Source organism: Enterococcus sp. BWR-S5, assembly GCF_016745255.1.
GTDB lineage: Bacteria > Bacillota > Bacilli > Lactobacillales > Enterococcaceae > Enterococcus_L.
Genome location: NZ_JADOEQ010000025.1, coordinates 1 through 23441, shown reverse-complemented (window position 1 = coordinate 23441; position 23441 = coordinate 1). Strand labels below are relative to the sequence as shown.

Annotated in this window: 22 protein-coding genes; 3 read left to right on the top strand and 19 right to left on the bottom strand. The window is 40.4% G+C overall.

Going from position 1 to position 23441, the window contains the following annotated elements:
* Positions 1-5: 5 nt before the first annotated feature.
* The 7 genes from IW510_RS20275 to IW510_RS20245 all read right to left on the bottom strand — a co-directional run bounded on the left by IW510_RS20275 (position 6) and on the right by IW510_RS20245 (position 5617).
* On the bottom strand, positions 6-422 hold the full coding sequence (locus tag IW510_RS20275) for a diacylglycerol kinase family protein (RefSeq protein WP_202062818.1): 417 nt from the start codon (positions 420-422) through the stop codon (positions 6-8).
* Positions 400-879: an rRNA maturation RNase YbeY gene (ybeY, locus tag IW510_RS20270; RefSeq protein WP_202062816.1), complete on the bottom strand. Its 480-nt coding sequence runs from the start codon at positions 877-879 to the stop codon at positions 400-402. Before ybeY ends, IW510_RS20275 begins: the two co-directional genes overlap by 23 nt.
* Positions 879-3077 carry an HD family phosphohydrolase gene (locus IW510_RS20265; RefSeq protein WP_202062814.1) on the bottom strand — a complete coding sequence of 733 codons (2199 nt, stop codon included), beginning with the start codon at positions 3075-3077 and terminating at the stop codon, positions 879-881. The genes ybeY and IW510_RS20265 overlap by 1 nt, the downstream gene beginning before the upstream one ends.
* A 31-nt stretch (positions 3078-3108) precedes the next feature.
* Positions 3109-4020 carry a PhoH family protein gene (locus IW510_RS20260; protein WP_394701572.1) on the bottom strand — a complete coding sequence of 304 codons (912 nt, stop codon included), beginning with the start codon at positions 4018-4020 and terminating at the stop codon, positions 3109-3111.
* A gap of 334 nt (positions 4021-4354) precedes the next feature.
* On the bottom strand, positions 4355-4804 hold the full coding sequence (locus IW510_RS20255; RefSeq protein ID WP_202062810.1) for a GatB/YqeY domain-containing protein: 450 nt from the start codon (positions 4802-4804) through the stop codon (positions 4355-4357).
* 25 nt (positions 4805-4829) lie between these two features.
* Entirely contained in the window at positions 4830-5006 is a 177-nt protein-coding gene (rpsU, locus tag IW510_RS20250; protein ID WP_002356740.1) for a 30S ribosomal protein S21, read from the bottom strand.
* 182 nt (positions 5007-5188) lie between these two features.
* A complete protein-coding gene (locus IW510_RS20245; RefSeq protein WP_202062808.1) occupies positions 5189-5617 on the bottom strand; it encodes a Fur family transcriptional regulator in 429 nt (142 codons plus the stop codon).
* A gap of 97 nt (positions 5618-5714) precedes the next feature.
* Between IW510_RS20245 and IW510_RS20240 the strand changes: the two genes are divergently transcribed.
* On the top strand, positions 5715-6560 hold the full coding sequence (locus IW510_RS20240) for a pyruvate, water dikinase regulatory protein (protein WP_202062806.1): 846 nt from the start codon (positions 5715-5717) through the stop codon (positions 6558-6560).
* A 266-nt stretch (positions 6561-6826) separates the two neighbouring features.
* On the opposite strand, the gene thrB is transcribed toward IW510_RS20240, so the two are convergent.
* The 8 genes from thrB to IW510_RS20200 form a co-directional block, all read right to left on the bottom strand.
* Entirely contained in the window at positions 6827-7690 is an 864-nt protein-coding gene (gene thrB, locus IW510_RS20235; protein ID WP_202062804.1) for a homoserine kinase, read from the bottom strand.
* Complete coding sequence (gene thrC / locus IW510_RS20230; protein WP_202062802.1) at positions 7687-8745, bottom strand: threonine synthase; 1059 nt, start codon at positions 8743-8745, stop codon at positions 7687-7689. Before thrC ends, thrB begins: the two co-directional genes overlap by 4 nt.
* 3 nt (positions 8746-8748) lie before the next feature.
* Positions 8749-10038 (bottom strand): homoserine dehydrogenase, encoded by a 1290-nt coding sequence (locus tag IW510_RS20225; RefSeq protein ID WP_202062799.1) that lies wholly within the window; start codon positions 10036-10038, stop codon positions 8749-8751.
* A gap of 322 nt (positions 10039-10360) precedes the next feature.
* On the bottom strand, positions 10361-10648 hold the full coding sequence (locus tag IW510_RS20220) for an ArsR/SmtB family transcription factor (protein ID WP_202062797.1): 288 nt from the start codon (positions 10646-10648) through the stop codon (positions 10361-10363).
* Between the two features lie 154 nt (positions 10649-10802).
* Positions 10803-11576 carry a pyrroline-5-carboxylate reductase gene (proC, locus tag IW510_RS20215; RefSeq protein ID WP_202062795.1) on the bottom strand — a complete coding sequence of 258 codons (774 nt, stop codon included), beginning with the start codon at positions 11574-11576 and terminating at the stop codon, positions 10803-10805.
* A gap of 103 nt (positions 11577-11679) precedes the next feature.
* Positions 11680-13404 (bottom strand): phospho-sugar mutase, encoded by a 1725-nt coding sequence (locus IW510_RS20210; RefSeq protein WP_202062793.1) that lies wholly within the window; start codon positions 13402-13404, stop codon positions 11680-11682.
* A gap of 101 nt (positions 13405-13505) precedes the next feature.
* Entirely contained in the window at positions 13506-14234 is a 729-nt protein-coding gene (locus IW510_RS20205) for a nitroreductase family protein (protein ID WP_202062791.1), read from the bottom strand.
* 161 nt (positions 14235-14395) lie between these two features.
* The gene (locus IW510_RS20200; protein WP_202062789.1) at positions 14396-15850 is read right to left on the bottom strand and encodes an aminotransferase-like domain-containing protein; all 1455 of its coding nucleotides are present in this window, start codon (positions 15848-15850) and stop codon (positions 14396-14398) included.
* A 121-nt stretch (positions 15851-15971) separates the two neighbouring features.
* Here IW510_RS20200 and thiD point away from each other — a divergent pair, with 121 nt between their 5' ends.
* Positions 15972-16793, top strand: a complete 822-nt coding sequence (thiD, locus tag IW510_RS20195) for a bifunctional hydroxymethylpyrimidine kinase/phosphomethylpyrimidine kinase (protein ID WP_202062787.1) — start codon at positions 15972-15974, stop codon at positions 16791-16793.
* 27 nt (positions 16794-16820) lie between these two features.
* The gene (locus IW510_RS20190; protein WP_202062785.1) at positions 16821-17360 is read left to right on the top strand and encodes an ECF transporter S component; all 540 of its coding nucleotides are present in this window, start codon (positions 16821-16823) and stop codon (positions 17358-17360) included.
* Positions 17361-17536: 176 nt separating this feature from the next.
* Here IW510_RS20190 and IW510_RS20185 read toward each other — a convergent pair whose 3' ends face one another.
* The 4 genes from IW510_RS20185 to cutC form a co-directional block, all read right to left on the bottom strand.
* Positions 17537-18757: an MFS transporter gene (locus IW510_RS20185; RefSeq protein ID WP_202062783.1), complete on the bottom strand. Its 1221-nt coding sequence runs from the start codon at positions 18755-18757 to the stop codon at positions 17537-17539.
* 261 nt (positions 18758-19018) lie between these two features.
* The gene (locus tag IW510_RS20180) at positions 19019-19999 is read right to left on the bottom strand and encodes a permease prefix domain 1-containing protein (protein WP_202062781.1); all 981 of its coding nucleotides are present in this window, start codon (positions 19997-19999) and stop codon (positions 19019-19021) included.
* On the bottom strand, positions 19996-20328 hold the full coding sequence (locus IW510_RS20175) for a PadR family transcriptional regulator (RefSeq protein WP_202062779.1): 333 nt from the start codon (positions 20326-20328) through the stop codon (positions 19996-19998). Before IW510_RS20175 ends, IW510_RS20180 begins: the two co-directional genes overlap by 4 nt.
* A gap of 345 nt (positions 20329-20673) precedes the next feature.
* On the bottom strand, positions 20674-23064 hold the full coding sequence (cutC, locus tag IW510_RS20170; RefSeq protein WP_202062777.1) for a choline trimethylamine-lyase: 2391 nt from the start codon (positions 23062-23064) through the stop codon (positions 20674-20676).
* Positions 23065-23441: the final 377 nt, after the last annotated feature.

Below are 23441 nucleotides of genomic sequence, written 5' to 3'. Positions count from 1 at the left end.
TTTTTCTACTTCATTAAAATATATTCTTCAACTAACTGCCAGACCTTGGGTAAAAAAATGATACAGCCAACAATGACTGAGAAACAAGCGGTAATCAACACCGCTCCGGCTGCCATATCCTTAATCTTTTTGCCAATAGGATGGAAGTGAAAGTCTGTACACATGTCTACTACATTCTCAAAAGCAGTGTTAATGATTTCCACAATCAATACCAGAAATATCACAAATAGCAGCCATAGCCATTCCATTGTATGTAACCCAAATAGAAAGCCTGCAATGATAGCCAATACCCCCATCAATACATGGGTCCTCATATTTCGCTCTTCTTTAAAAACCGTACGAATCCCTTGAATAGCAAACTCCAACGAGGTGATAAAATGCTTATTTTTCTCTGTCTGTTTATCTTTCAAGGCCATAGGCATTCAATATCTCTTTCTGCAGCCCGAACATCTCTTTTTCATCCTGTTCATTCATATGGTCATACCCATTCAAATGCAGGAATCCATGAACAGCCAGAAAACCCAGCTCTCTTTCAAAGGAGTGCCCGTATTCAACCGCCTGCTCCTCTGCACGTTCAATAGAAATCATCAGGTCTCCAAGATTTCGAGGAAAGACAACATCCTCGTCTTCATCAAAAATGATTGGAATCTCTCCGGCGCCCTCTTCCTCCATCGCAAAGCTGATAACATCTGTTGCGGTGTCTTTGCCACGGTAATCACGATTGATTACACGAATCCCCTCATTATCCATAAATGATACAGATAGCTCTGCATCATCCGGAATATCCAGAAAATCTGCTGCGAACTGCAGCAGATTTTCTACCTCTTTTATATGCTCAGAGGAGACCTTTTCCGTTTCATCAATAAACGTTATGTCCATTAAACATCTCTCTTTTCTTGTTCATCTTTCATTCGTTCCGCTTCATCCTTCATCTTTGGATATTTGATTCGGGAATGGAAGGTACTACATAACCCATTGATTAAAGATTTCTCAACCAAACGAATCTCCTTCATTGTCAATCCACATTCATCCATCTGCCCATCGGAAATCCGTTCCTGAATAACCGAATGAACAAACTCTTTGATTTTTTGATTGGAAGGATCTGTCATTGCTCGAACCGCCGCTTCACAGGTATCGGCAATATTGACAATTGCTGCTTCTCTTGTTTGAGGCTTCGGTCCAGGATAGCGGAAGTCTTCTTCTTTTGTTTCAGGGTTACGTTCCTTTTCCTTCATATAGAAGAATTTCATCAATGTTGTACCATGATGCTGACGGCAAATATCAATCACCATTTGCGGCATGTTGTAGTCCTCTAATATTTTAGCACCGTCAATCACATGACCGAAAATAATTTGTTTACTGTCTTCAGGCAAAAGGAAATTATGCGGGTTTTCTGCACCGGAAGGTAAATTCTCAACAAAAAAGTTTGAGTGCTTAATCTTACCAATATCATGATAATAACAGGCCACACGGGTCAATAATGAACGACCCCCAATTTCGGCAACAGCATTTGCACTGAGATTGGCAACCATCATACTGTGATGATAAGTCCCTGGTGCTTCCTCCAGCAACTGCTTCAAAAGCGGATGGTTTGGATTGCTTAGCTCATTTAGAATAATCATACTATCATCGGTTACGACCAACTCAATATACGGATGAAGACCAATTGTCAGAAGAAAGGCCAGCACACTTCCTGCAAAGGTTGAGATGATTAACGTAATTGTTTTAGCATCCAATAAGCTCATCCCTTGATAAATGGCTAGAATAAAAGCCAAAACAACAGGGAAGATGATAACCCAGACGGCTGCTGTCCAGCCCTGTTGGCTGACTCTCGTTCGATTAACCACTGCCGCCAAGGCTCCTGAAAACAGATAGGTGACCAGAATAATTGTTAACGTATTGGTACCAATCGTGTCATAGAAGACAAACAAAGCAAAAAACACTTGAAATACAGCAGACAAAATTCCCGCTCGTCGATTGACAAAATAGCTTAAAACCAACGGCACAAATGCTGCTGGGAAAAATAACGGAATATAAAGCAGCTGCTCACTTTGGAAAATCTGAAAGAACTTCATCAATAAAATACTCAACGACATTGCACTGACATAAAACAGAACAAAGGAGCGTCTTGTATACTCATGGTTCATTTGTTTAGTAAAGAACAGCAGAACACCAATTTGGAAAAGAATCGTCAATGCCAACGCAACAATCGGAAAAGCTGAGGGATTCTGATTCATCATCCCTAAAAGCTTCAACTTCTCAATTGCTTTGGAGTCAATCTGCGTTCCTTCACGAACAATAATCTCTCCCTGATAAATCATTACCGGCTGTACAGCATCACGTGCGCTTTGCCGCAGCTCTTCAGTTTTCTTTTCATTTGGAAAATCATTGACAACGATTCCCGCATTAACGACATAGCGAATCTGTTGCTGCATGCTTGAACCCACGTCCAGAAATTGAATCTTGTTAATGGCTTTCTGACGAATTTCAGACAGCTCGTTTTCACGTACATGATTCTGCATCGTTTCATCAATCAGCTTAAGGCTTTCTGTTTCAACGATAGCGATTTGTTCTGAACTTAGATTAAATATGTTTTGATAGAACACACTCGGAAACGATTGATACAGCGTTACTTCATCCTGATCCAGCTTTTCAAACTCAGATTTCAACGCAGCGACACGTTCTTCATTTGTAGGCTGAGGAATCGTTTCATCTTTTTTTGCTTCGGATTTTTGTTTCTCATAATCCTTATCTATTTTAGAATTGACTGTACCGATCAAATCAAATAGTTTTTCAATTCGATCATGCTGTGTCTCAGCAGTATCCTCCTGAAACGTATACTCCGGAGTCACTGCTTCTGCAGCCAGCTGTCTTTTCTGATCCGTTTCATATGTATTTTCAATATTTTTATTTGCTCGTATTGTCGTATCTGCCAGCTGGCCTTCTTTAATAGCCACCTTCTTCTCGTAAACACTACTGAAAATAATCGCAAATATAAGTAATGAAAAACTAACTAACAAAACCGGAATAAATGCTTTTCCCAGCTTGTCCCGTATCTTCAACAACCATTGCTTCAAAAGTATATCACTCCTTCCTTATCAACAAATCTCAAGAATCTCTTTTCTGCTCTTCATAGGCTTGAATAATTTCTGCTACAATCGGATGTCTGACAACATCGCCGGCTTCAAAATGGATAAACGAAAGCTTTTTAATTGATTTCAAGGTTTTCTCGGCATGCACTAATCCGCTGATTACACCTTTGGGTAAATCAATCTGACTAGTATCTCCATTAACAATCATTTTTGATTGATACCCTAAACGAGTTAGAAACATCTTCATCTGAGCGACTGTCGTATTCTGCGCTTCATCTAAAATAACGAAGGCATCGTCCAATGTACGACCACGCATATAAGCAAGTGGCGCAATTTCAATCACGCCGCGTTCCATTAAGCGATTCGTATGCTCAGAACCAAAAATTTGGTAAAGGGCATCGTAAACCGGACGCAGGTAAGGATCGACCTTCTCTTTTAAGTCTCCCGGTAAGAAACCAAGATTTTCTCCTGCCTCAACTGCCGGTCTGGTCAAAATGATTTTCTGGACCTCGCCTTTCTTCAGTGCAGCAACAGCCATGACAACAGCTAAGTAGGTCTTCCCTGTACCGGCTGGTCCCACACCAAAAACAACATCATGCTGCTTCACAGCATCAATATATCTCTTCTGCCCGGCATTTTTGATTCGAATTGAACGACCATGATGGTCCTTCAAAATTTCCTCTTCGTACATCGCGATAAACGAGTCCAGCTGTTTGCTCTTCGCCATCTTCAATGCAGTAACAACATCGGGTGTTCCTATTTTAATTCCTCGTTTGATTAACTCTTGTAAGGCACGGAAAACTGATTCCACAATATGGACATTCTCCTCAAGTCCAATAATCTGAATCGTCTCTCCTCGTGTGTTAATAACCACTGCGCCATTCTCTTCTAAAAATTTCAAATGCTTATCATGTGTTCCGAACAACATACTCGCATCATCGGAATCGGTCAATTTGATTTCTAAAGAAATTGCCTGATTTTCATTTTCTGTCAAAAAAAGTCCAGCTCCTTTTATATTCATTCCTTGTAATGATACCATATTCTTCTTTTTTAAAAAAGAAGCACAGTAAATGATTAAAATTCCTATCATCTTATGCTGGGTATTTGCTGGGTATTTTTTGTCAAACTTTAATTATTTGATGCAGACAGCAGGGGAAATTCATTTAGATTGCTTTAAAAAGACATGAAAGAGGGAAAACCGATGGACCTTGCCGTCAAAACAGACGAAAAGGCTGAGAATCAATGATTCTCAGCCTTTAATCTTAATTCTTCTTCAGCATTTCTTTGACGATTGCACTCGCTGAGTTGCCATCTGCTCTACCTAATATCTTAGGCATTATCAGACCCATCACTTTCCCAAATTCAGCTGGGGAAGCAGCTCCTGATTCTGTAATTGCAGACTGAATGATTTCGCGAAGCTCATCTTCAGTTAGCTTTTCAGGCAAATACTTCTCAACAATTGTAATTTCAAATTTTGCTTTATCTGCAAGATCTTCTCGTCCCGCCTTTTCAAACTCTAATAAAGAATCTTTGCGTTGCTTCATTTCTCTGGATAAAACAACCAACTCTTCTTCTCCGTTCAAGTCACGGTTCATTTTGATCTGCTCATTTTGAACACCGCTTTTCAACATACGTAAGACAGATAAAGTTTCTTTATCCTTTGCCTTCATCGCAGTTTTAATATCGTCATTCAAAGTTGTCAGTAATGACATACAACCAGCTCCACTTCATCAGAGACTAGAATTTTTTACGTTTTCTAGCAGCTTCTGATTTCTTCTTACGTTTTACGCTTGGTTTTTCGTAGAATTCACGTTTACGTGATTCTTGTAGAGTACCCGCTTTTGAAACGGAACGTTTGAAGCGACGAAGAGCGTCATCAAGAGATTCGTTTTTACGAACGACAGTTTTTGACATTGTAATTCCCTCCCTCCGAGCTTAAAAAGTAACCGTTTTTCTTATTTACAAATTATTTCTTCATAAATAGAACACTGTCCTTTTTACATTATATCGAAAGGTAAATTTAACGTCAACCTCTCTTATGAAAATAAGCAGAAAATATTTCGTTTTATCAGAATCACCTTGTTATTTTCTGAAAGCTATTGACAGTTTTCACATCTGCCCAATATCTCAAATCGATGTCCTTCGATTGTGCAGCCATTCAACTGATCTTCAAAATAAGTCATCGGACACATATGAATTTCTTTGGTTTTTCCACAGACCACGCAGATGAAGTGATGATGATGCTCTAAATGCTGGCTGCAATGAAAGCGAAATTTCTTCTCGCCATTCAATTCCGTTGTTTCTAGCAGCTCCATTCGCTCAAAATCATGGAGATTCCGATAAATGGTGTCATAGCTGACTCCTTTATATTCTTGATTCATGAATTCATAGACTTCTTTTGCTGATATATAGCGATTCCGTTTGATTAGATAGGTAATGATCGCTTCACGTTTCTTTGTATACTTTAGTCCATTAGCCTTCATGACATCCAGCGACTCTTCAACCTTGGATTTTACTTGCGCCATTTTTCCCTTCTCCTTCTCAAATCAAAATTATTACGAATAACTTCTTTGTTGGTATGGTATAATAAACTCATCAAAAAATCAAGAAAGGTCGTTTTTAATGGAAAATAATGAAACTAAGACTGTTACTATCTTTGTCATCTCAGATTCTGCCGGAGAGACTGCTTCTAAGCTCGCAGCAGCAATCATGGCTCAATTCCCTTCAATTGATTTCTCCCTGTACAGAAAAACTTTTGTGAAGGAAGAAAGCCGCCTGAAGGAAGCCTTGGAAGATGCAAAACGTGAAAATGCGATGGTTCTCCATACAATCATCAGCAAAGATTTAGTAAAAACAGCATTGGCGTTTTTTGAAGAAAATGCTATTTATCATTTTGACATCTTGACATCACCTATTGAAGAAATTGAACGCTTTACAGGGGTGCAGCGTTCCGGAGAAGCAGGTGCCCTTCATCATCTGAACGAGAACTATTTCAATCGAATCGAAGCAATGGAGTTTGCTGTTAAATATGATGATGGTAAAGATCCAAGAGGCTTCCTTGAAGCCGATGTAGTATTACTAGGCGTTTCACGTACGTCCAAAACACCGTTAAGCCTATTTCTAGCAAATAAAAATTTGAAGGTTGCCAATCTGCCGTTAATTCCGGAAGCACATCTGCCAAAAGAATTATGGGAAGTAGACGCTTCTAAAATTGTTGGTTTGACGAATGATCCGGATATCTTGAACGGTATTAGAAAAGAACGTATGAGAGCCTATGGTTTACCTGATAATACGTCTTATTCAGATATCGAGAAAATCAGAAAAGAGCTGGCTTATGCTGCCGAGCTTTATGAAAAAATCGGTTGTGTAACGATCAATGTAGCTTCTCTGTCAATCGAAGAAACAGCAGCAATGATTCTAAGTGCACTACACTTAGAGGATCACAGCTATTTTACAACAGACGAATAAGAAAAATAAAACGAGCTTGTTCAGCTCTCAATCTATAATAAAAAACTGCGGAGCATCTTCCTAAATCAAGAAATTATCGCTTGATTTAGGAAGACAGCCGCAGCTTTTTTATTGGTAAAGCTGTTATAACGTTTTTAAAGCTATAATTCTGGTGCTATCAAATATCGGGAGGAGCGCATTGGGATGCTTCCAGCTTTAGCAGCCAGCTCTCTTCAGCAATAGGCCGAGTCTGTCTCGAACTTATTGTTTGCGCAGCCTTTCTAATTTTAGAAAACCTGTACGCCTTCCTGATCGATAGATAGTAAATGGATAGATGCTTTTCCAGGGAGCTTTTCAAGCTCCTGTATCATCTGCTCCGTCTTCTCTTCGGGCGACAAAACCAATATTGTTGGCCCCGCCCCACTCAAAAATGCACCGTAAACACCTAAAACATGTGCAAGATCACGAATTGTTTTAAGATGAGGAACCAAATGATCGCGGTGTGATTCATGCCAACGATCCTTTTCCATCATAACTCCCGCCAGAGGCAGATTCCCATTAAGGATTGCTGCAATCATCACATTGGCAATAGAGCTCGCCTGTACTGCTTCAGGATAAGACATAGACTCTGGGAGAACACTGCGACTTTCATGTGTCAACAGCTCATGATCCGGAACATAGGCAATCACATCACACATTGGAAAATGATGCTTCACAAAACGAACCTCGCCATCTACATAGCTGGCTACGACAAAATCTCCGCAGATTGCAGGAGCAACATTATCGGGATGCCCCTCCATCTCTGTAGCAATCTGCACCTTATCCTTCTGTGAAAGATGCATATTTCCCAACCGATTCGCCAATTCAATCCCAGCTACAATGACACTTGAACTACTCCCTAAACCTCTCGCAAGCGGAATATCAGACGTCATTTTCAATAGCTTAGGTGACAGCTTAGGATTCACTGTCAATGCCGTTTGTATTAATAAGTTCGTTTTATCCTTTGGAATATCTTCACCTAGAGAATGCTGAATTTCCCATTCATCTGCATTTTTGATGATTTCAATACTTAAATACTGTGATAGTGCAATACCGCAGGAATCAAAGCCTGGCCCCAGATTGGCACTGGTTGCCGGAACTCTTATCTTCATAGTTTCGCCACTCCATTACGTAAATGAAGACGCATTTCCTCAAGGTCACTCATTTTAGAAATCGATACATCTACAGCACTCATCGCTGTATCCGGGTCCTTCAAGCCATTCCCGGTGAATACAGCGACAACTGTTTCACCTTGTTTGATTTTTCCTGATTTCACATGCTGAATAACACCTGCAAGAGATGCAGCAGACCCAGGCTCAATAAAGACGCCATCCTGTGCAGCTACTTTACGATACGCATTTAAAATCTCTTCATCGGTTACGCTATCGATGTACCCTTTTGATTCATCACGTGCGGCTTCTGCCAGCTTCCAACTTGCCGGGTTACCGATACGAATGGCTGTTGCTATTGTTTCAGGCTGTTCAATCACTTCGCCCTTAACGATAGCCGCGGCTCCTTCTGCTTCGAAACCATGCATTCTAGGCAAGAAAGTGCCTTGACGGTCATGCCATTCCTTGAATCCCTTCCAATAAGCAGAGATGTTTCCGGCATTTCCTACAGGAATCGCCAGCACATCCGGTGCTTGTCCTAACTGTTCGCAAACCTCAAAGGCAGCTGTTTTTTGTCCTTCAAGACGATAAGGATTCACAGAATTCACCAAAGCGACAGCTTCTGTCTTGGCGATATCTCTTACTGCCTTCAAGGCTTCATCAAAGTTCCCCGGAATAGAGATGATGTCTGCCCCGTAAATGATTGCCTGAGCAAGCTTACCCATTGCAATTTTTCCATCAGGGATAATTACATACGCCTTGATTCCCGCACGTGTTGCATAAGCGGCAGCTGCTGCACTGGTATTTCCTGTTGAAGCACAGATAATCGCTTTTGCACCTTCTTCAACTGCTTTGGCAACAGCCATAACCATTCCACGGTCTTTAAACGAGCCTGTTGGATTCAAGCCTTCGTATTTTCCGTATAAAGTAATCCCTAGTTCCTTCGATAAACTGTTTAACGGAATCAACGGTGTATTCCCTTCAGCAAGAGAAATCATGGGTGTTTTATCTGTTATCGGCAAGTATTGTTTGTATTGTTTTAGTAATCCTTCGTACATGTTTTATCCCTCCAAAACCTTTAATGTGTTTAATAGCTCGAAATCAGTAATTTTCTCAATTTGTTTGGTTACTTCTCGCATTTGAGCTTTACTAATTGTATGTGTGATTGTCGCAAATTTTGCACGTGTACCATCTGATTTCTGCTGCAGCAGCTGATCAAAGCTAACATTCGCTTCAGCCATAAGCTTCGTCAATTTTAATATTTGTCCCGGTTTGTCCGGCATCTCAATAGAGAAGTAATATTTCCCAAAAATCTCTTCATCTGCGGTCAGCTTCGTATCATGCTGGTACTCGTTGAACATGTGCCCAGTTGTACCTAATCGAACATTTTTAGCAATCGTAATAATATCACTGACAACACTTGTTGCTGTCGGCTTGGCACCGGCACCCGGTCCATAATACATGGATTCACCCACACCAGCACTATAAATAAACACTGCATTAAACTCGTCTCGGATTGATGCCAGAGGATGAGCCGCTGCTACAAGCATTGGTGCTACCTCCACAGCAATTCCGCCATTATTTTTTTCAGAAGAACCAATCAGCTTTATTTCATAGCCCAGATGAGAGGCAATCGCCACATCATCAGAGGAGATGCCGCGAATTCCGCGAATGTCGACTTGCTTCAAACTGATGTTCATTCCAAAAGCAAATTGACTGAGAATAACCATCTTATAGGCTGCATCAATCCCATCGACATCATTAGTCGGATCAGATTCTGCAAAGCCAAGCTCTTGCGCCTTTGCCAAAGCTTCTTCATAGGTTTGCTTTTCTGCAACCATTTTTGTCAACATATAGTTTGTCGTTCCATTGACGATTCCCAAGACCTTCTGAATATCATCAGCTGCCAGACTGTTGGCGATTGTTCGTAAAATCGGAATTCCTCCGGCAACACTTGCTTCGTAGTATAAGTCACAATGGTTTTTTTGTGCCAAAGCAACCAACTCACTACCATGTTGAGCAAGCAAGTCTTTATTAGCTGTTACAATGTGTTTGCCACTTTCCAAGGCCTTCATGATGTAGGTTTTTGCAGGCTCAATTTTTCCAATCAATTCAACAATAATATCAATTTCTTCATCGTTGATGATGTCATCAATGTTCGTTGTCAATTCAATATCGAATCTTTCTGATTGGTATTGCTTTTCCTTTTCATCACGAACAAGTGCTTTACTCACAGTGATGTCCATCCCTGTAACCTGAGAAATCTTTTCACGATGCTCCTCTAAAATGGTCGGAACACCAGAACCAACTGTTCCCAGACCTAATAAGCCGATTTTTAACTTTTCCTTCATTCTGCTTCCTCCAACCGTTTGATTTATATACAACTGATAATACCAGTATTTACCCTATTCAAAAACGAAAAATGAGAATTTTATCATTTTGTTCTCATAAAACATGTATCTAGTATACCGAACCCGTAAATAAAAAACTACCCCTTTCTTTTATTTTCTTGGATTTATCCGTTGAAATTCTTTTTCATTCAGTTTTATGTAGAATAGCAGCTCCAAATGTGTCTGTCTTACGAATCAAAATAACAGTTATTTTTTATGAATAAAAAATCGCTTGTCTCAACTGAACAATAATTCAGCTGGAACAAGCGAATGGTTGCGTCTTTTAATGATGGTTAATATGATTAAATGTCTGAGTCAATATATCGATTACATGATCGTCATCCAAAGAATAGTAAATCGTCTTTCCTTCTCGCTTTGATTTAACGACTCGATTCTGTCGAAGCAGCTTCAGTTGATGCGATACGGCAGACTGCTCCATCGATAATTGTTCAGCAAGTGCTGTCACATTCAGCTCGCCCTTCTTCAAGATTAAAAGGATACGTAATCGTGTCGGATCGCTTAAAACCTTATACAGCTGACTGACCTTTTGAATGTCTTCTGTTAATTCCATAAAATTCAACTCTTTCTATGAGATTGTGACCAGCCTTTCCATATACATGAGGGTAATGAATGAACCGGACTGAACGATGCAGCTTGAAATTGCAGCTTATTTTTAGCGTAATTGCTTCAAGTAAAAAGCAAACGATTACTCACTATAAGACAAATTAGCTGTTTGCTTGTTTCACCGCATCAATCAAAGCATAACGAAAGCCATGTTTTTCCAGTGCAGCTACTCCCTTAATTGTACTGCCGCCGGGAGAAGTCACGCCATCTTTCAGCTCCCCCGGATGCTTTCCTGATTCAATCGCCAATTTTGCGGAGCCTAGAACCATTTGTTCTACAATTTCGTATGCCAGGGCTCTTGGTAAGCCTTCCATTACCCCTGCATCTCCCAGCGCCTCTATCAACATATCAACAAAGGCAGGGCTGCAGCCGGCAACTGTTCCCACTGTTCCTAACAGCCTTTCCGGTACTTCACTAACTTTTCCAAGGCTTTCCAACAGCTTACGTGCAATCTCTTTTTCTTCCTCAGGAATATTTTCTGCATAATGAACACCAATCATGCCTTCATTTACACTAACTGGTGTATTAGGAATTGCATGGACAACATAGCCCTTGCCTAGTGCATCCTGCGCTTCTTTTGTTGTATGTCCTGCTGCAACTGAAATCAAGATACTATCATCGGCAAGAAAAGGAGCCAGTTCTTTTAAGATACTTAGTACAATTTTCGCGCCAGTCGCAATAAAAACGACTTTACATTTTCCAAACTCTTGATAGTCATCAACTAATTGAAATTTCAGCTTTTCCTGAAGCTTTTCTGCGGTACCGCTGGAGCCGCCTTTAACAAATAGTTTCTCACCTGTGACTGCTTCAGCTTTTAACAGCCCCTCAATCATCGCTCCACCCATATGACCTGCGCCTATAAATCCAATATCCATCTTCATTGCTCCTTCCTTGTTGTCTGCCATTATAGATGAATGGAAGAGAAAGAGCGTGGGATCAAATCATCCTGCGCTCTTTCCCATCAATCACCAGCTATCATTACTCTGTGATTTTATTGATTGCTTCTTCGAATGAAACAAGCTTGTTACTTGCTTCTTCGTCAGATGCTGCTTTTGTTGCTACATAGAATTTAATCTTCGGTTCTGTTCCTGAAGGTCTGATAGCAATCCAGCTGCCATCCTCCAGATAATATTTCAACACATCAGAAGGCGGTGTTGTCAGTTTTTCTGTTTGTCCATCTGCTGAACGGCTAACCAGCTCTTTGAAGTCTTCTGTTTTTACAACTGCTGTTCCGGCAAATTCCTTCGGTGATTCTTTGCGGAATTTCGCCATCAATTCTTTGATTTTTTGACTTCCTTCAATCCCGCTTAAGGTAACAGAGATTGTTTTCTCTTTGTAATAGCCATATTCTGCAAATATATCTTGCAGCCCATCATACAAAGTCTTGCCTTGTTTTTTATAGTAAGCTGCTACTTCAGCCAATAATACTAACACTTGAATCGCATCTTTATCACGAACAAAGGATTTCACCAAGTAGCCATAGCTTTCTTCAAAACCAAACATAAAGGTTTGCGAATGGTCTTCTTCATACTGCTCAATTTTTTCCGCAATAAACTTGAAGCCAGTCAGTACATCAACCATCTTTGTATTGTACTTTTCAGCTACAGCTGTTGCCAATTCACTGGACACAATTGATTTTAGGACAACCGCATTTTCAGGCAATGTACCTGCTTGTTGATGGGCTTCTAAAATATATTGAATCATAATTGCACCTAACTGATTTCCAGTAAGAACCTGATAAGAACCATCAGGCAGACGTACTGCCGCACCTAAACGATCGGCATCCGGGTCTGTCGCGATTAAAAGATCCGCATTTTCCTTTTCACCAAGACGAATCGCATATTCAAACGCAGAGTGTTCTTCCGGATTCGGTGACTTAACAGTTGTAAAGTCCGGATCAGCTATTGCTTGTTCAGGAACTAAAACAAACTGCTTAAAGCCTGCTTGCTTTAATGCTTTTTCTCCCAGCATCTTCCCTGTACCATGCAACGGTGTATAAATCAATTTTAAGTCTCCACCCATTTCGTCAATCAGCTCTTGATTGATGGTCACAGAACGAAGCTCTTTCAGGTACGCGTTATCTATTTCTTCGCCAACAATCGAAATAAGCCCGCTGTTTTCTACCTGCTCATCTGCAAGAACTTCTACCTTTAATGGATTTTCAACAGAACGTACGTAAGAAGTCAATGCATCCGCATCTGCCGGCGGCATTTGTCCGCCATCTGCACCATATACCTTATAGCCGTTGTATGCAGCTGGGTTATGGGATGCAGTAATCATAATACCGGCAAAAGCATTCAGATATCTAACTGCAAAAGATAACTCCGGAGTTGGACGCAAGCTTTCAAAAACAAATGAAGGGATACCATGATGTGCTAATGTTTTTGCTGACTCCATAGCAAACTCCGGTGACATATGGCGAGAGTCATAGGCAATCGCAACACCTCTTCTTTTTGTTTCTTCATCCTGTGAATCGATAAATCGAGCCAGTCCTTCAGTTGCCTGACGGATAGTAAAAATATTCATTCGGTTAATCCCAGCTCCGATGATTCCACGCATTCCAGCTGTACCAAATTCCAATGGTGCATAAAAAGCATCTTCACACTTTTCAGGATCCTGATGTAATTCCTTCAGCTCGTTTTTCATTTCTTCCGGTAAATTTTCTTCGTTTATCCACTGTTCATAGACTTGCTCCCAAGACATGAATGAAACACCTCTTTTATCTTTGTTTTTTTCTCTTTTAACAGTATAGCATTCCTTGATTGCTTAAGAAAGTAATCCGTAAAAAATACTCCTCAGAATACTTAGCGGTGGAACAGTTTTTTCATCTCCAGCAATTGATCAATAATCATTGTCGGCTGTGCTGAGAAGTAGTCTCTAAATTTAATACTCCATTTCTTCGTTTCTCTCGCTTCCGCGAATTTTTCCATTGTATCATCGTATTCTTCTATTAATGAAAAATCATACGGCGTAAATTTGTCATAATAAACCACTGCCTGCTCGGGTAATCGAGGCTTAACCTTCATCTCAACAACCGGTTTACCGATGCTCAACCCAAACAAAGGGAACATTCCTTCCGGCAGTGCTAAAAGCTCACTGATTTCTTTTCCATGTTTACGAATGCTGCCAACAACGACCGACCCCAAGCCTAAACTATCTGCTGCAATTACTGCATTCTCAAGAGCTAATGAAGCATCCGTTGTAGCAACTAAAATCGGCTCAATACTTTCACCAGTGACATTTTCCGTCCCGTAAGCTTCGCTGACAAGCTGTGTCCGATGAAGGTCACCAACAAAAATTAGAAAGACTGAGCTTTTTAACATGTGCGGATTTCCCGGATTCCAGTCAACTAACTGCTTCCTAGTCTCTTTATCTTGAATCACAAAAATGCTATAAAATTGACCGTTCATCCAGCTAGGTGCTTGTCTTGCAGCAGTCAAAATTTGCTGCAGCTCTTCCTCCTGCAAGGTATAGTTCTCATCAAAATCTCTGTATGTTCTGCGGTTTAGCAGTAAGTTCATTGTCTCATTCATACAAAATCCCTCCATTCCTCCACTATTTTATCATATTCTTCGGGAACCAATTATCTCTAAATGAAGAGAAGTGTAAAATGATTACAAAATTTTCTCTTACAGCAGCACGCTCCTAGCCATGTAAACAGTTATCCCCACAATCTTTATGATACAGTGCGATGCTATCTGTTTGTGGTGTCATGTTCTCGATTCTTCAAAAGCAGCTGGGTAATCTTCTTCATTTTTTCTTGAAACATCGGCTGTTGTTCTTTCGAAATTCTTGAAAAGTTAATTCGTATACTATCTTTTTTCTCGCTAAACAAAAAGCTGGGTGCTATCAGCAAGGCTTCTTTTATAAAGTATTGCCATTCTTGCTGCTTCAAGCTTCCTTTGGAAAACGTCGCCCACACATAGAAGCCCCCTTGAGGACGTTCTACATGCCATTCACCCAGCTCCTCTAAAATAGAGCAAACGGCCTCTCCTCTGGCACTAACTTCCTTTTTCAGCTCAGCCAGCTTTTGATAAAAAGAAGTATCATTCAGTGCGATGGTTGCAAGCACCTGCGGAAAAATACTCAATGAAAAATCCATAATTTTTCTTGCCTCCGCAATTTGGCGATTCACTGAGAGCGGTGCACTCAACCAGCCAATCTTGGTTGTTGAACCTAATATTTTAGAGAGCGAACCTATATAAAGAACGTTATCCGGGTCCAGCTTCTTCAACGGCGGGATTTTTTCACTGGCTATCTGTCTCAGCTGACCAAAAACATCGTCTTCAATAATCGGGATTTGATAGCTTTGACATAACTGAACAAGCTGCTCGCGACGCGCTCTCCCCATCACCTTCCCAGTCGGATTTTGAAAGGATGGATTCACCATGACCATCTTCACTCTATGCTGTCGAATCGTCTGCTCTAATGCAGATAGCTCAATCCCTTCATTATCCATAGGGACACCGTAGAGGCGAATACCGGCAGCCTGAAAAACTGGCAGGGCATACAAAAATGACGGGTCCTCAATGGCTACAGCATCTCCTGCACTCAGTAATACCTGCAAAATCATAAACAATGCCTGCTGGGCGCCGGAAGTAATCAACAGTGTTTCTTTTTCTAATAATAGGCCATATTCCTCTTCAGTCATCTTGCTAATTGATTCTCTCAAAGGAAAATAGCCAAAGTCATCCTGCTGTTCCTCCTCCAAAAACTGTTTCCAAGTCAGAGGCGGAATATCAAAGCTTGGAATCAGCTCCAATGGTAGCTCTCCTGTATATCCATCAATTACTTGCTTATCATTTTGACGAAGAACCTGCTTCATATCCTCAATAAACGGCTCTGTTTTACTGAAAGCATTCTGCTCTAAGTACCGCTTCCAATCGGTTCGAGCAGCAGAGGTCACGCCCCATTTCCCCTCTGCAATAAAGGAGCCGCTGCCTTGCTTTCGAACAATCCAGCCCATATCCTCCAGCTCTTCCAACGCATGAACGACAGTTGAACGATTGACACCCAATTGACTGGCTAGCTTTCTTTCTGCCGGCAAGCGATCACCAGGCATGAGCTCTCCTTTTTTTACAGCAGAGAGCACCAGCTCTGTAATTTCCTGATAAACGGGCACACCTTTTCTTCTATTTAATTGCCACATAACTTCCTCCGATCGAAAAATTGGATGAGTTAAAAATAATCCAATTGGCTGTTTTTGTCAATAAACAACTGGTATACAATACTAGATATTCAAGTTGAATGTCTCAAAGGAGGAAATTGTCATGATTAAAAAAGTATTAACTGTCGCCGGATCAGATTCTAGCGGAGGCGCAGGTATTCAAGCTGATTTAAAAACCTTTCAGGAGTATGGTACCTTCGGATTCTCTGCATTGACGAGTATCGTCACGATGGACCCGGATGAAGGCTGGAGTCACACAGTCACACCAATTGATCCTGAATTAGTCGATAAGCAATTGAAAACAATTTTTGCAGGCGGTGCTTTAGACAGCATGAAAACAGGGATGCTGGGAACTGTAGAAGCCATTGAAATTACCAGAAAATATATTGACCGGTTTGCTATGAAAAATATAGTGATTGATCCGGTAATGGCTTGTAAGGGAACGAGCGAATTACTACAGCCCGAGAACGTGGCTGCAATGATTCATCATCTATTACCCACGGCAACTATTACTACTCCTAACCTAGTGGAAGCAGGCATCCTATCTGAAATGGGCGATTTAACCACAGTCGATCAAATGAAGCAGGCCGCAAAGAAAATCCTGTTGCTAGGTCCTGATAATGTCGTAATTAAAGGCGGTCATCGTCTTGGAACTGAAAAGGCGGTTGATTTGTTCTATGATGGTACAGATTTCACCTTGCTTGAGCATGAGATGATTACAACAGACTATAATCATGGAGCTGGCTGTACCTTTGCGGCAGCTATCACCGCTGGATTAGCCAAAGGTTATTCTATCGAAGCTTCCGTTCGACTAGCCAAAGCGTTTGTAGCTGCTGCCATTGAAAACGGACAAAAAATCAACCCATTTTTAGGTCACGTATGGCATGGTGCTTACAATCATGCGGATCAACGAATGACCGATTAATAAATAACCAACATAAGGAGTCTATTAATGAAAAAGAATTCAACCCTTTCCATCGTACTGATAGCCCTCTTCGCCGCTTTGACGATTCTGGGCACAATGCTGAAAATCCCGTTACCGACAGGAGCCTTTGCGCATTTGGGGAATGCGGTCCTTCTGTTAGCGGTGTTATTGTTGGGCTATCCCAGAGGCGCACTTGCCGGAGGCTTAGGCTTTGCCATTTTTGATTTGATGAATGGTTTTGCAGCAGAAGCCCCCTATTTCTTTATTGAAAGCTTCATCGTAGGAGGTGCAGCAGCATTGGCAATCGCCGGCTTCCATAATAAAATTGATTCCTTCAAGAAGCTGATTACAGTTGCATTTGTTACCGGTCTGGCAAAAATTGTCATGACTCATTTAAAAAATACGGCGTTCGCTATGATTGCAGGCAGCAGCTTCAATGCCGCTTTCTCTGCCTCTTTTTCAATGCTTCTCGCCACTGTACTGAATGTAATGACTACAATCATTATTGTATCCTTCGCTTACTTCCCTTTAAAAAGAGCGATGCGAACTATTTTCAGGGAACAATAGATTGATTTTTTTGATTTTTGATGTAAATACGCAGAAATACTTATATTTCCACTAAGTACATCAAAATGCCATTTTCATTCTGCAAAAAACTCCTTTCGATAGACAAGATAGAGGCTGTCAGCCGTTATCTAATCGAAAGGAGTTTTTTACTATTTAAGCTGCTCGCTTCACCTCCACTATGAATGGAAGCTTTTTCCAAGCAGCAGCCATAAAACAAGCGGAATCATTAATACACCTGAAACGACCATTATTAAATCAATGGACACCGTATCAGAAAGTGGACCTAAAATAAGCATGGTTGAAGGTGAAGCAATACTGATTGTCATAGTCACTATGCTCATAACCCGTCCCATATGTTCATCATCCGTTTTCGTTTGAAAAAAAGATACCATAGCTGTCCGAGAAATCGGAACGACAAAGCCAATCACGACCATTGTTACACCATAAAACCAGAAAGTTGAGGTAAGCCCTAAGATAACAAATGGAATGATTAGTAGTGCGTAACCCAAAGCAACAGTTTTAATTCTATTTTTCATTCCGCCCCAGATACTCATTAGAGCCCCGCCAAGCAGCATACCGGAGGCAAAACCAATCTCGATAGCGGATAATTGCCATAAACCATCGTTAAACTTACGAGTAATCTGCAAGGGTGCCAAGCTTGATGCCGGAGTTGAAAATATGCTTCCCAGAAAACCGGCAGCAATCAATGCAATCAGTATTTTGTGGGAACGAAGATACTCTATGCCAACTCTTATTTCATTCCTGACATTGATTTTTTTATTTCCTTTTGATTGCAAATCGGGAACTGTCACTTTAAAGAGCATCATAGTAATACCAATCACCGCCGTGACAAAGTCAATCATAAGAATCCCAGATAGCGGCAAAATTGTAAGTAATACCGCTGCTAAGGCAGGGCTGGCAAGCATCATAACTGCTTGAATCGTTTGATCAATTCCGTTGACTCGAACTAAATATTTCTCTTGCGTAATTTGGGGAATGATTGAGGAAATCGCCGGAGTTTGGAATCCTTGCCCTACAGAACGAATCAACGTTACTCCCAGCAGTAATAGAATATTATTTTCCAAGCTGGTATTGAAGGTCAGCAAGATGGCCATTACCAAAGAAGCGATAGCCACACAACCATCAGAAATCAGCGCAAGCCATTTCCGATTGTAATGATCGGCAAGTGTTCCGGCGAATGGCATGACTAGCACCATTGGTAAGAGTCCTACACAGCTCATTAATCCGATCATTGTTCCGGAATTCGTTGACAGCGTGACATGCCAAATAATAGCATACTGCACCAGCATCGTGCCAATCATAGAGATAGCCTGCGATGATAGTAAATATGCTATGTTCCTTTTCCAATTCTTTTGTTGATAAACAGTTTTTAACATTATTATTCTCTCCCTTTTGATATAAATTAGTGTTCCTAACAATTTATATGCCCAAAAGGGTTTTTCGGAGAATCTGTCCTAATTGCTGGCATCATAATATCACAGTTACTGAGAATTGAAAAGAAAAAACATATTTTTTTCTGTCACAAATACAAATAAAAAAATCAAGGACAGAAGATTTCCTGACTAAATAGGCAAAGGCACAAAGAACGTTAACTATGACAGTCAACATTCTTTGTGCCTAATTTTCTTCCTATTTACTTAATTAGATGTAAAAATACTTTCAAAAATCCCAAACAAAATACCTGCGATTGGAAAAATAACCCAGGATGTTCCCCAGTTCCCCATTAGAAAGCTTTGAGAAAGAAATATTACGACGACGATTGGCCAATAGACTTTTTCAATAATCAGCCAAAAAACGGGTTTTTTTTTATTCTTTTCAGCTTTTGCCTTTGGGCCCAGCTTGTCTTCATCACTGATGAAATACTTATGCTTCAACAGTTGAGTGAAGCTGCCCATGATTACTCCGGCATAGATGAACAGAAATACACCAGCTGAAACGAGCAACAAGGTAAGACCCAACCCCAACATCTCATAACGTTCGCTTTCACTCATTGTAGTGAAAAACATTAGTGGTGCTGCTGCAATAATACAGAACACTACTCCAGCAGAAATACTGAAAACGTAAGAGCGCTGAAAATCTGCTTTTTTATTTTCTACCAGCTTCTTTACTTGAACCGGAATCAGACGATCATTCAATGAATTGCGATTATTTGACATACTGGTCCCCGCTGTAATAAACAAAGGAACACCGATAGCGACCCCGCCTAGAAGGAAAATAAAGCCAATAGCCTCACCCATTCGTTCGCCATATAACGCCTGCGCCCCGAACATCATCGCTGCTCCGAGGATAATGGCGGCGACTCCAATCGAGATGAATAGCGCCCCTCTTTTTTGGACCTTCAAAAAGGTTTCTGCCTCATCAATCATGATTTCATCGATTTCTCTTCCCATTTCTTCGCTATACTCTGTTTTCATATTCATTTCTTCTAAAAGCTCATCAATGTTTCCAAATTCAGAAATCACTGCACCAATTGCTTCATTTTCAGATTTCCCCTGACTTTTTAAGTCTTCGTAGCGGTCTTCCGCACCTGCCAATAAATCTTCTTTCAGCTTCTGAATTTGAGGAGTCTCCTGAATCCCCAAAAACAGGCTTTCTATATAATCTCGAATTGTCTTCATTCTTCTTCCTCCTTGATAAAGCACTCTACAACCGTCTTAGTCAGCTGCCATTCCTCTATTTTTTCATTCAAATAATTTCTTCCGGATGCTGTGATTTTATAATAAGTCCGCTTCTTCCCATGCGTAATTTGTCCCGGATAAGAGGCAATAAAACCATTCTTTTCCAACCTTGTGAAAGCAGAATACAATGTCGTTTCTTTAATCGAATAATTTTCCTGAGAAATCTCTCTAATCCTTTTAGATACTGCATACCCATAAGAGTCGCCCTCGGATAAAATGGTTAAAATAAACGTGTCATTATAGCCGCGGATTGCATCGCTTCCAATCATTTAACCACCTCCGAAATTACTTCATCCATCGTACTACGTCTGTCGTTGTAATTATAATAGCATGATTACTACGACAGGTAAAGTAAAAAAACAAAGTTTTCTTTTTTTTAACAAAAAAAGAGCTCGAGGTTCTCCCCAAGCTCCTATATCAGAAATATTCTATATAGCTGCTAAAATAGTTCGTTTCTAATCGTTCATATTCTAAAACAACACATCTATCTCCGTTAACTATATATTATCCTTACATCATCAATTGTCTTCTCGAACAACTTCCGACCAGTTTTTTGATTACTAACCAACCTTGTTCTATTTCCGATAAGATTAGATATACAAAAAAATGTCAACCTATTGAACAACCGTTCGACTGATAATTTCATCCTGCACTTCCTTACATAATTCTCCAAAAAAGGCACTGTATCCAGCAACTCGCACAATAAGGTCTCGGTACTCTTTCGGATGACGCTGCGCTCTCAATAAAGTAGCATTGTCCACACAATTAAACTGCATCTGTCCATTCCCTAATAAAGAAGCTGTTCGTAATAATGTAATCACTCCGGCTTTCCCTTCAGAAGTATTCAAAGAATTTTTTGTAACTTTAAAATTATGAGCCATCCCCAGACTCATAGATGCTACATTTATTTTTGATACTGACTTAATTGCCGCTGTTGCTCCCTTTGTATCAGCTCCCTGTGACGGACTCATTGCGTCAGATAAAGGAGCGAAAGCAAAGCGGCCATTAGGGGTTGCTCCTAGCATTTCACCAAGTGGTGTATTGAAAGATTGCGACAACGTACCATGTATCTGTCTCGCGTAAAGAGATTTATGACTGTTCATCCTTTTTTCGGTGTAATCAACTACCTCTGCTGCTATATAATCAACATAGTCATCGTCATTTCCATATTTTGGTGCCTCTTGACAATCACGTAACATTTGTTCATGACCCTGCCAGTTACAATCCAACGCTTCTTTCATTTCCATAAGTGTATACTTTTTTTCTTCGTAGACAAGCTTCTTTATTGCAGCCATACTGTCAACATACGTTCCCAGACCTGCAAAAATAGTCCCTGGTCCTTCATAAAGTACTGCTCCCCCTGCCGTTACATCTTTACCATTTTTCATGCAACCGTCCACAAATAATGACATGTATGGAGTAGGCGTAATATCTCTAAAAATCTTTTGAATGATTGTTGTGCCCTCGGCGTTTCGATCAATCAAGTAATTCAATTGACTTTTTACAGCAGCTTCAAATTTTTCATAGGTTGTCATCGCTTGTAGATCACCTGTATCAAGCCACTGCTTCTCTCCATAAGATTTTAACGCGCCTCGATTCAGTACCATCTCGATAGTAATCGGCCATTGTGTAAATCCACCGGCTGTCCATTGATGAATCCGCCCTGATTTTTGTGGTTCAACACATCCCATCAGGCAATAATCACGTGCATCTTTACTGTCGAAACCTTTTGAAAGCATCATTTTTATATGAGAATCATCAAAATGACAAGCAGGCATTCCGACACCCGCTTTGATTACATCAACAATTTTATCCAGATATTTGGCAGGTGATTGATTATGGATTCTACAAGCTAACGATGGTTGATAAACTTTTACTTTTTCAACCGCGTCCATAATCAAGTAGGTTAATTCGTTTGTTCCATCCCCACCCTCTCGCTTCAATCCTCCGACAGTCATATTGATAAATGGCATATACCCAGCAAAATACTTTGCAGTTGTTCCCGGTGTATACCAAATCATTTCTGAGCATTTAAGAATGAAGCATCCCATTAATTCCAACGCCTCTGCGTTATCAATTTTGTTTGCTCGTATATCTGAGTCATAACAGGGATAGACATATTGATCGATTCTGCCTAATGATGTACTACATTGATTTTCTTCCATCAGAAACAAAGACTGGATTGTCCAAATAGCTTGTAAGGCCTCTTGAAAACTTTCAGGGGGATTGGCAGGAACATTGGCATTTACTTTGGAAATCATCTCAAGTTCCGCTTTCCTTTTTGGCTCTTGCTCTTTCTCTGCCAGTTCAGACGCATACGCTGATAGCCTTGCCGCATATGTTAATATCCCTTCACAGGTTTCTATTGCTGCTTCATAGAAAGCAACTTTTGCTTCGTCTTTATTTTCTTTTTTCATAAGATTCATCAAATACTCTTCTGCTTCTGATTTTATTCCGTTTATCCCCTTTTTAAACAGAATAATGTCATATCCCGGGCTGGTATCTCCACCACCGCTTGTCATATGATACGTGAGGTCACTAATACAAGCTTCCGCTCCAAATTCCCATAACTCTTCGTTCTCGCTACGAATGGCCTTTTCACATTCTTCCGCTAATGATTTTCCTTGCCAAAATGGAAACAATCGTTCACGCATGATTCTTTTATCCTCTTCGCTGATAAAATACGGATCTTGCGGTCTTGTACTAATTGTATCCAACTCCTCCGCCAGCCATTCCCATGCTGTATCCGGAGAAAATGCTCCTGCACGCGGTTTCCCACAAGGATGGCCAATAATTAACTCATGGTCCTGAATCAGCATTGGAGCTGTCTCACAGGCTCGCCGAAATCCTTTTGCTCGCAATATATTTCTCGGAAGATCGCCATATTTTTCAAACACTTCTGTATAAGCTAATGCTCGTCCAATTGAAATACTCGGCTTTACAGTTAAGTACCTTTCTTTTAAACTCCTTAATCGTGCTAAGATGTCATTCTGCTCTGTTCCCATATATAGCACTCCCCTTTCACCTAATTTTTTAGTCAGTTCAAAAATACAAGCGTTTTCATTTTAATTATCTTCACACTTGATAGGATGAAATAATAGATGTTACGTAAATTTATACTAAACATTCTATTTAGAGCATAGCATAAAATACAGGAACAGAATTGAACATACTAAATGCATTGACAGAACTATTCACTCATTTCTTACTGAAAAGAAGACAATTATGTTTTTCTTGAACTTTTTGCACTTTTATAAGGCAAGTAATTATCCACCCGCATAGCGGGTGGCTTTTTAATAGCCCTAGAAGGGCTCATTACTTGCTGCTCCCTTCAAGGGAGCTTTTTAAGAGACCGCCAACCGCTATCTCTCTATTTTTTTCT

Excerpts from the sequence above, each read along its gene's own strand:
- IW510_RS20275 (WP_202062818.1), bottom strand. The coding sequence starts at position 422 with ATGCCTATGGCCTTGAAAGATAAACAGACAGAGAAAAATAAGCATTTT.
- ybeY (WP_202062816.1), bottom strand. The coding sequence starts at position 879 with ATGGACATAACGTTTATTGATGAAACGGAAAAGGTCTCCTCTGAGCAT.
- IW510_RS20260 (WP_394701572.1), bottom strand. The coding sequence starts at position 4,020 with ATGTTGTTCGGAACACATGATAAGCATTTGAAATTTTTAGAAGAGAAT.
- IW510_RS20255 (WP_202062810.1), bottom strand. The coding sequence starts at position 4,804 with ATGTCATTACTGACAACTTTGAATGACGATATTAAAACTGCGATGAAG.
- rpsU (WP_002356740.1), bottom strand. The coding sequence starts at position 5,006 with ATGTCAAAAACTGTCGTTCGTAAAAACGAATCTCTTGATGACGCTCTT.
- IW510_RS20245 (WP_202062808.1), bottom strand. The coding sequence starts at position 5,617 with ATGGCGCAAGTAAAATCCAAGGTTGAAGAGTCGCTGGATGTCATGAAG.
- IW510_RS20240 (WP_202062806.1), top strand. The coding sequence starts at position 5,715 with ATGGAAAATAATGAAACTAAGACTGTTACTATCTTTGTCATCTCAGAT.
- thrB (WP_202062804.1), bottom strand. The coding sequence starts at position 7,690 with ATGAAGATAAGAGTTCCGGCAACCAGTGCCAATCTGGGGCCAGGCTTT.
- thrC (WP_202062802.1), bottom strand. The coding sequence starts at position 8,745 with ATGTACGAAGGATTACTAAAACAATACAAACAATACTTGCCGATAACA.
- IW510_RS20225 (WP_202062799.1), bottom strand. The coding sequence starts at position 10,038 with ATGAAGGAAAAGTTAAAAATCGGCTTATTAGGTCTGGGAACAGTTGGT.
- IW510_RS20220 (WP_202062797.1), bottom strand. The coding sequence starts at position 10,648 with ATGGAATTAACAGAAGACATTCAAAAGGTCAGTCAGCTGTATAAGGTT.
- proC (WP_202062795.1), bottom strand. The coding sequence starts at position 11,576 with ATGGATATTGGATTTATAGGCGCAGGTCATATGGGTGGAGCGATGATT.
- IW510_RS20210 (WP_202062793.1), bottom strand. The coding sequence starts at position 13,404 with ATGTCTTGGGAGCAAGTCTATGAACAGTGGATAAACGAAGAAAATTTA.
- IW510_RS20205 (WP_202062791.1), bottom strand. The coding sequence starts at position 14,234 with ATGAATGAGACAATGAACTTACTGCTAAACCGCAGAACATACAGAGAT.
- IW510_RS20200 (WP_202062789.1), bottom strand. The coding sequence starts at position 15,850 with ATGTGGCAATTAAATAGAAGAAAAGGTGTGCCCGTTTATCAGGAAATT.
- thiD (WP_202062787.1), top strand. The coding sequence starts at position 15,972 with ATGATTAAAAAAGTATTAACTGTCGCCGGATCAGATTCTAGCGGAGGC.
- IW510_RS20190 (WP_202062785.1), top strand. The coding sequence starts at position 16,821 with ATGAAAAAGAATTCAACCCTTTCCATCGTACTGATAGCCCTCTTCGCC.
- IW510_RS20185 (WP_202062783.1), bottom strand. The coding sequence starts at position 18,757 with ATGTTAAAAACTGTTTATCAACAAAAGAATTGGAAAAGGAACATAGCA.
- IW510_RS20180 (WP_202062781.1), bottom strand. The coding sequence starts at position 19,999 with ATGAAGACAATTCGAGATTATATAGAAAGCCTGTTTTTGGGGATTCAG.
- IW510_RS20175 (WP_202062779.1), bottom strand. The coding sequence starts at position 20,328 with ATGATTGGAAGCGATGCAATCCGCGGCTATAATGACACGTTTATTTTA.
- cutC (WP_202062777.1), bottom strand. The coding sequence starts at position 23,064 with ATGGGAACAGAGCAGAATGACATCTTAGCACGATTAAGGAGTTTAAAA.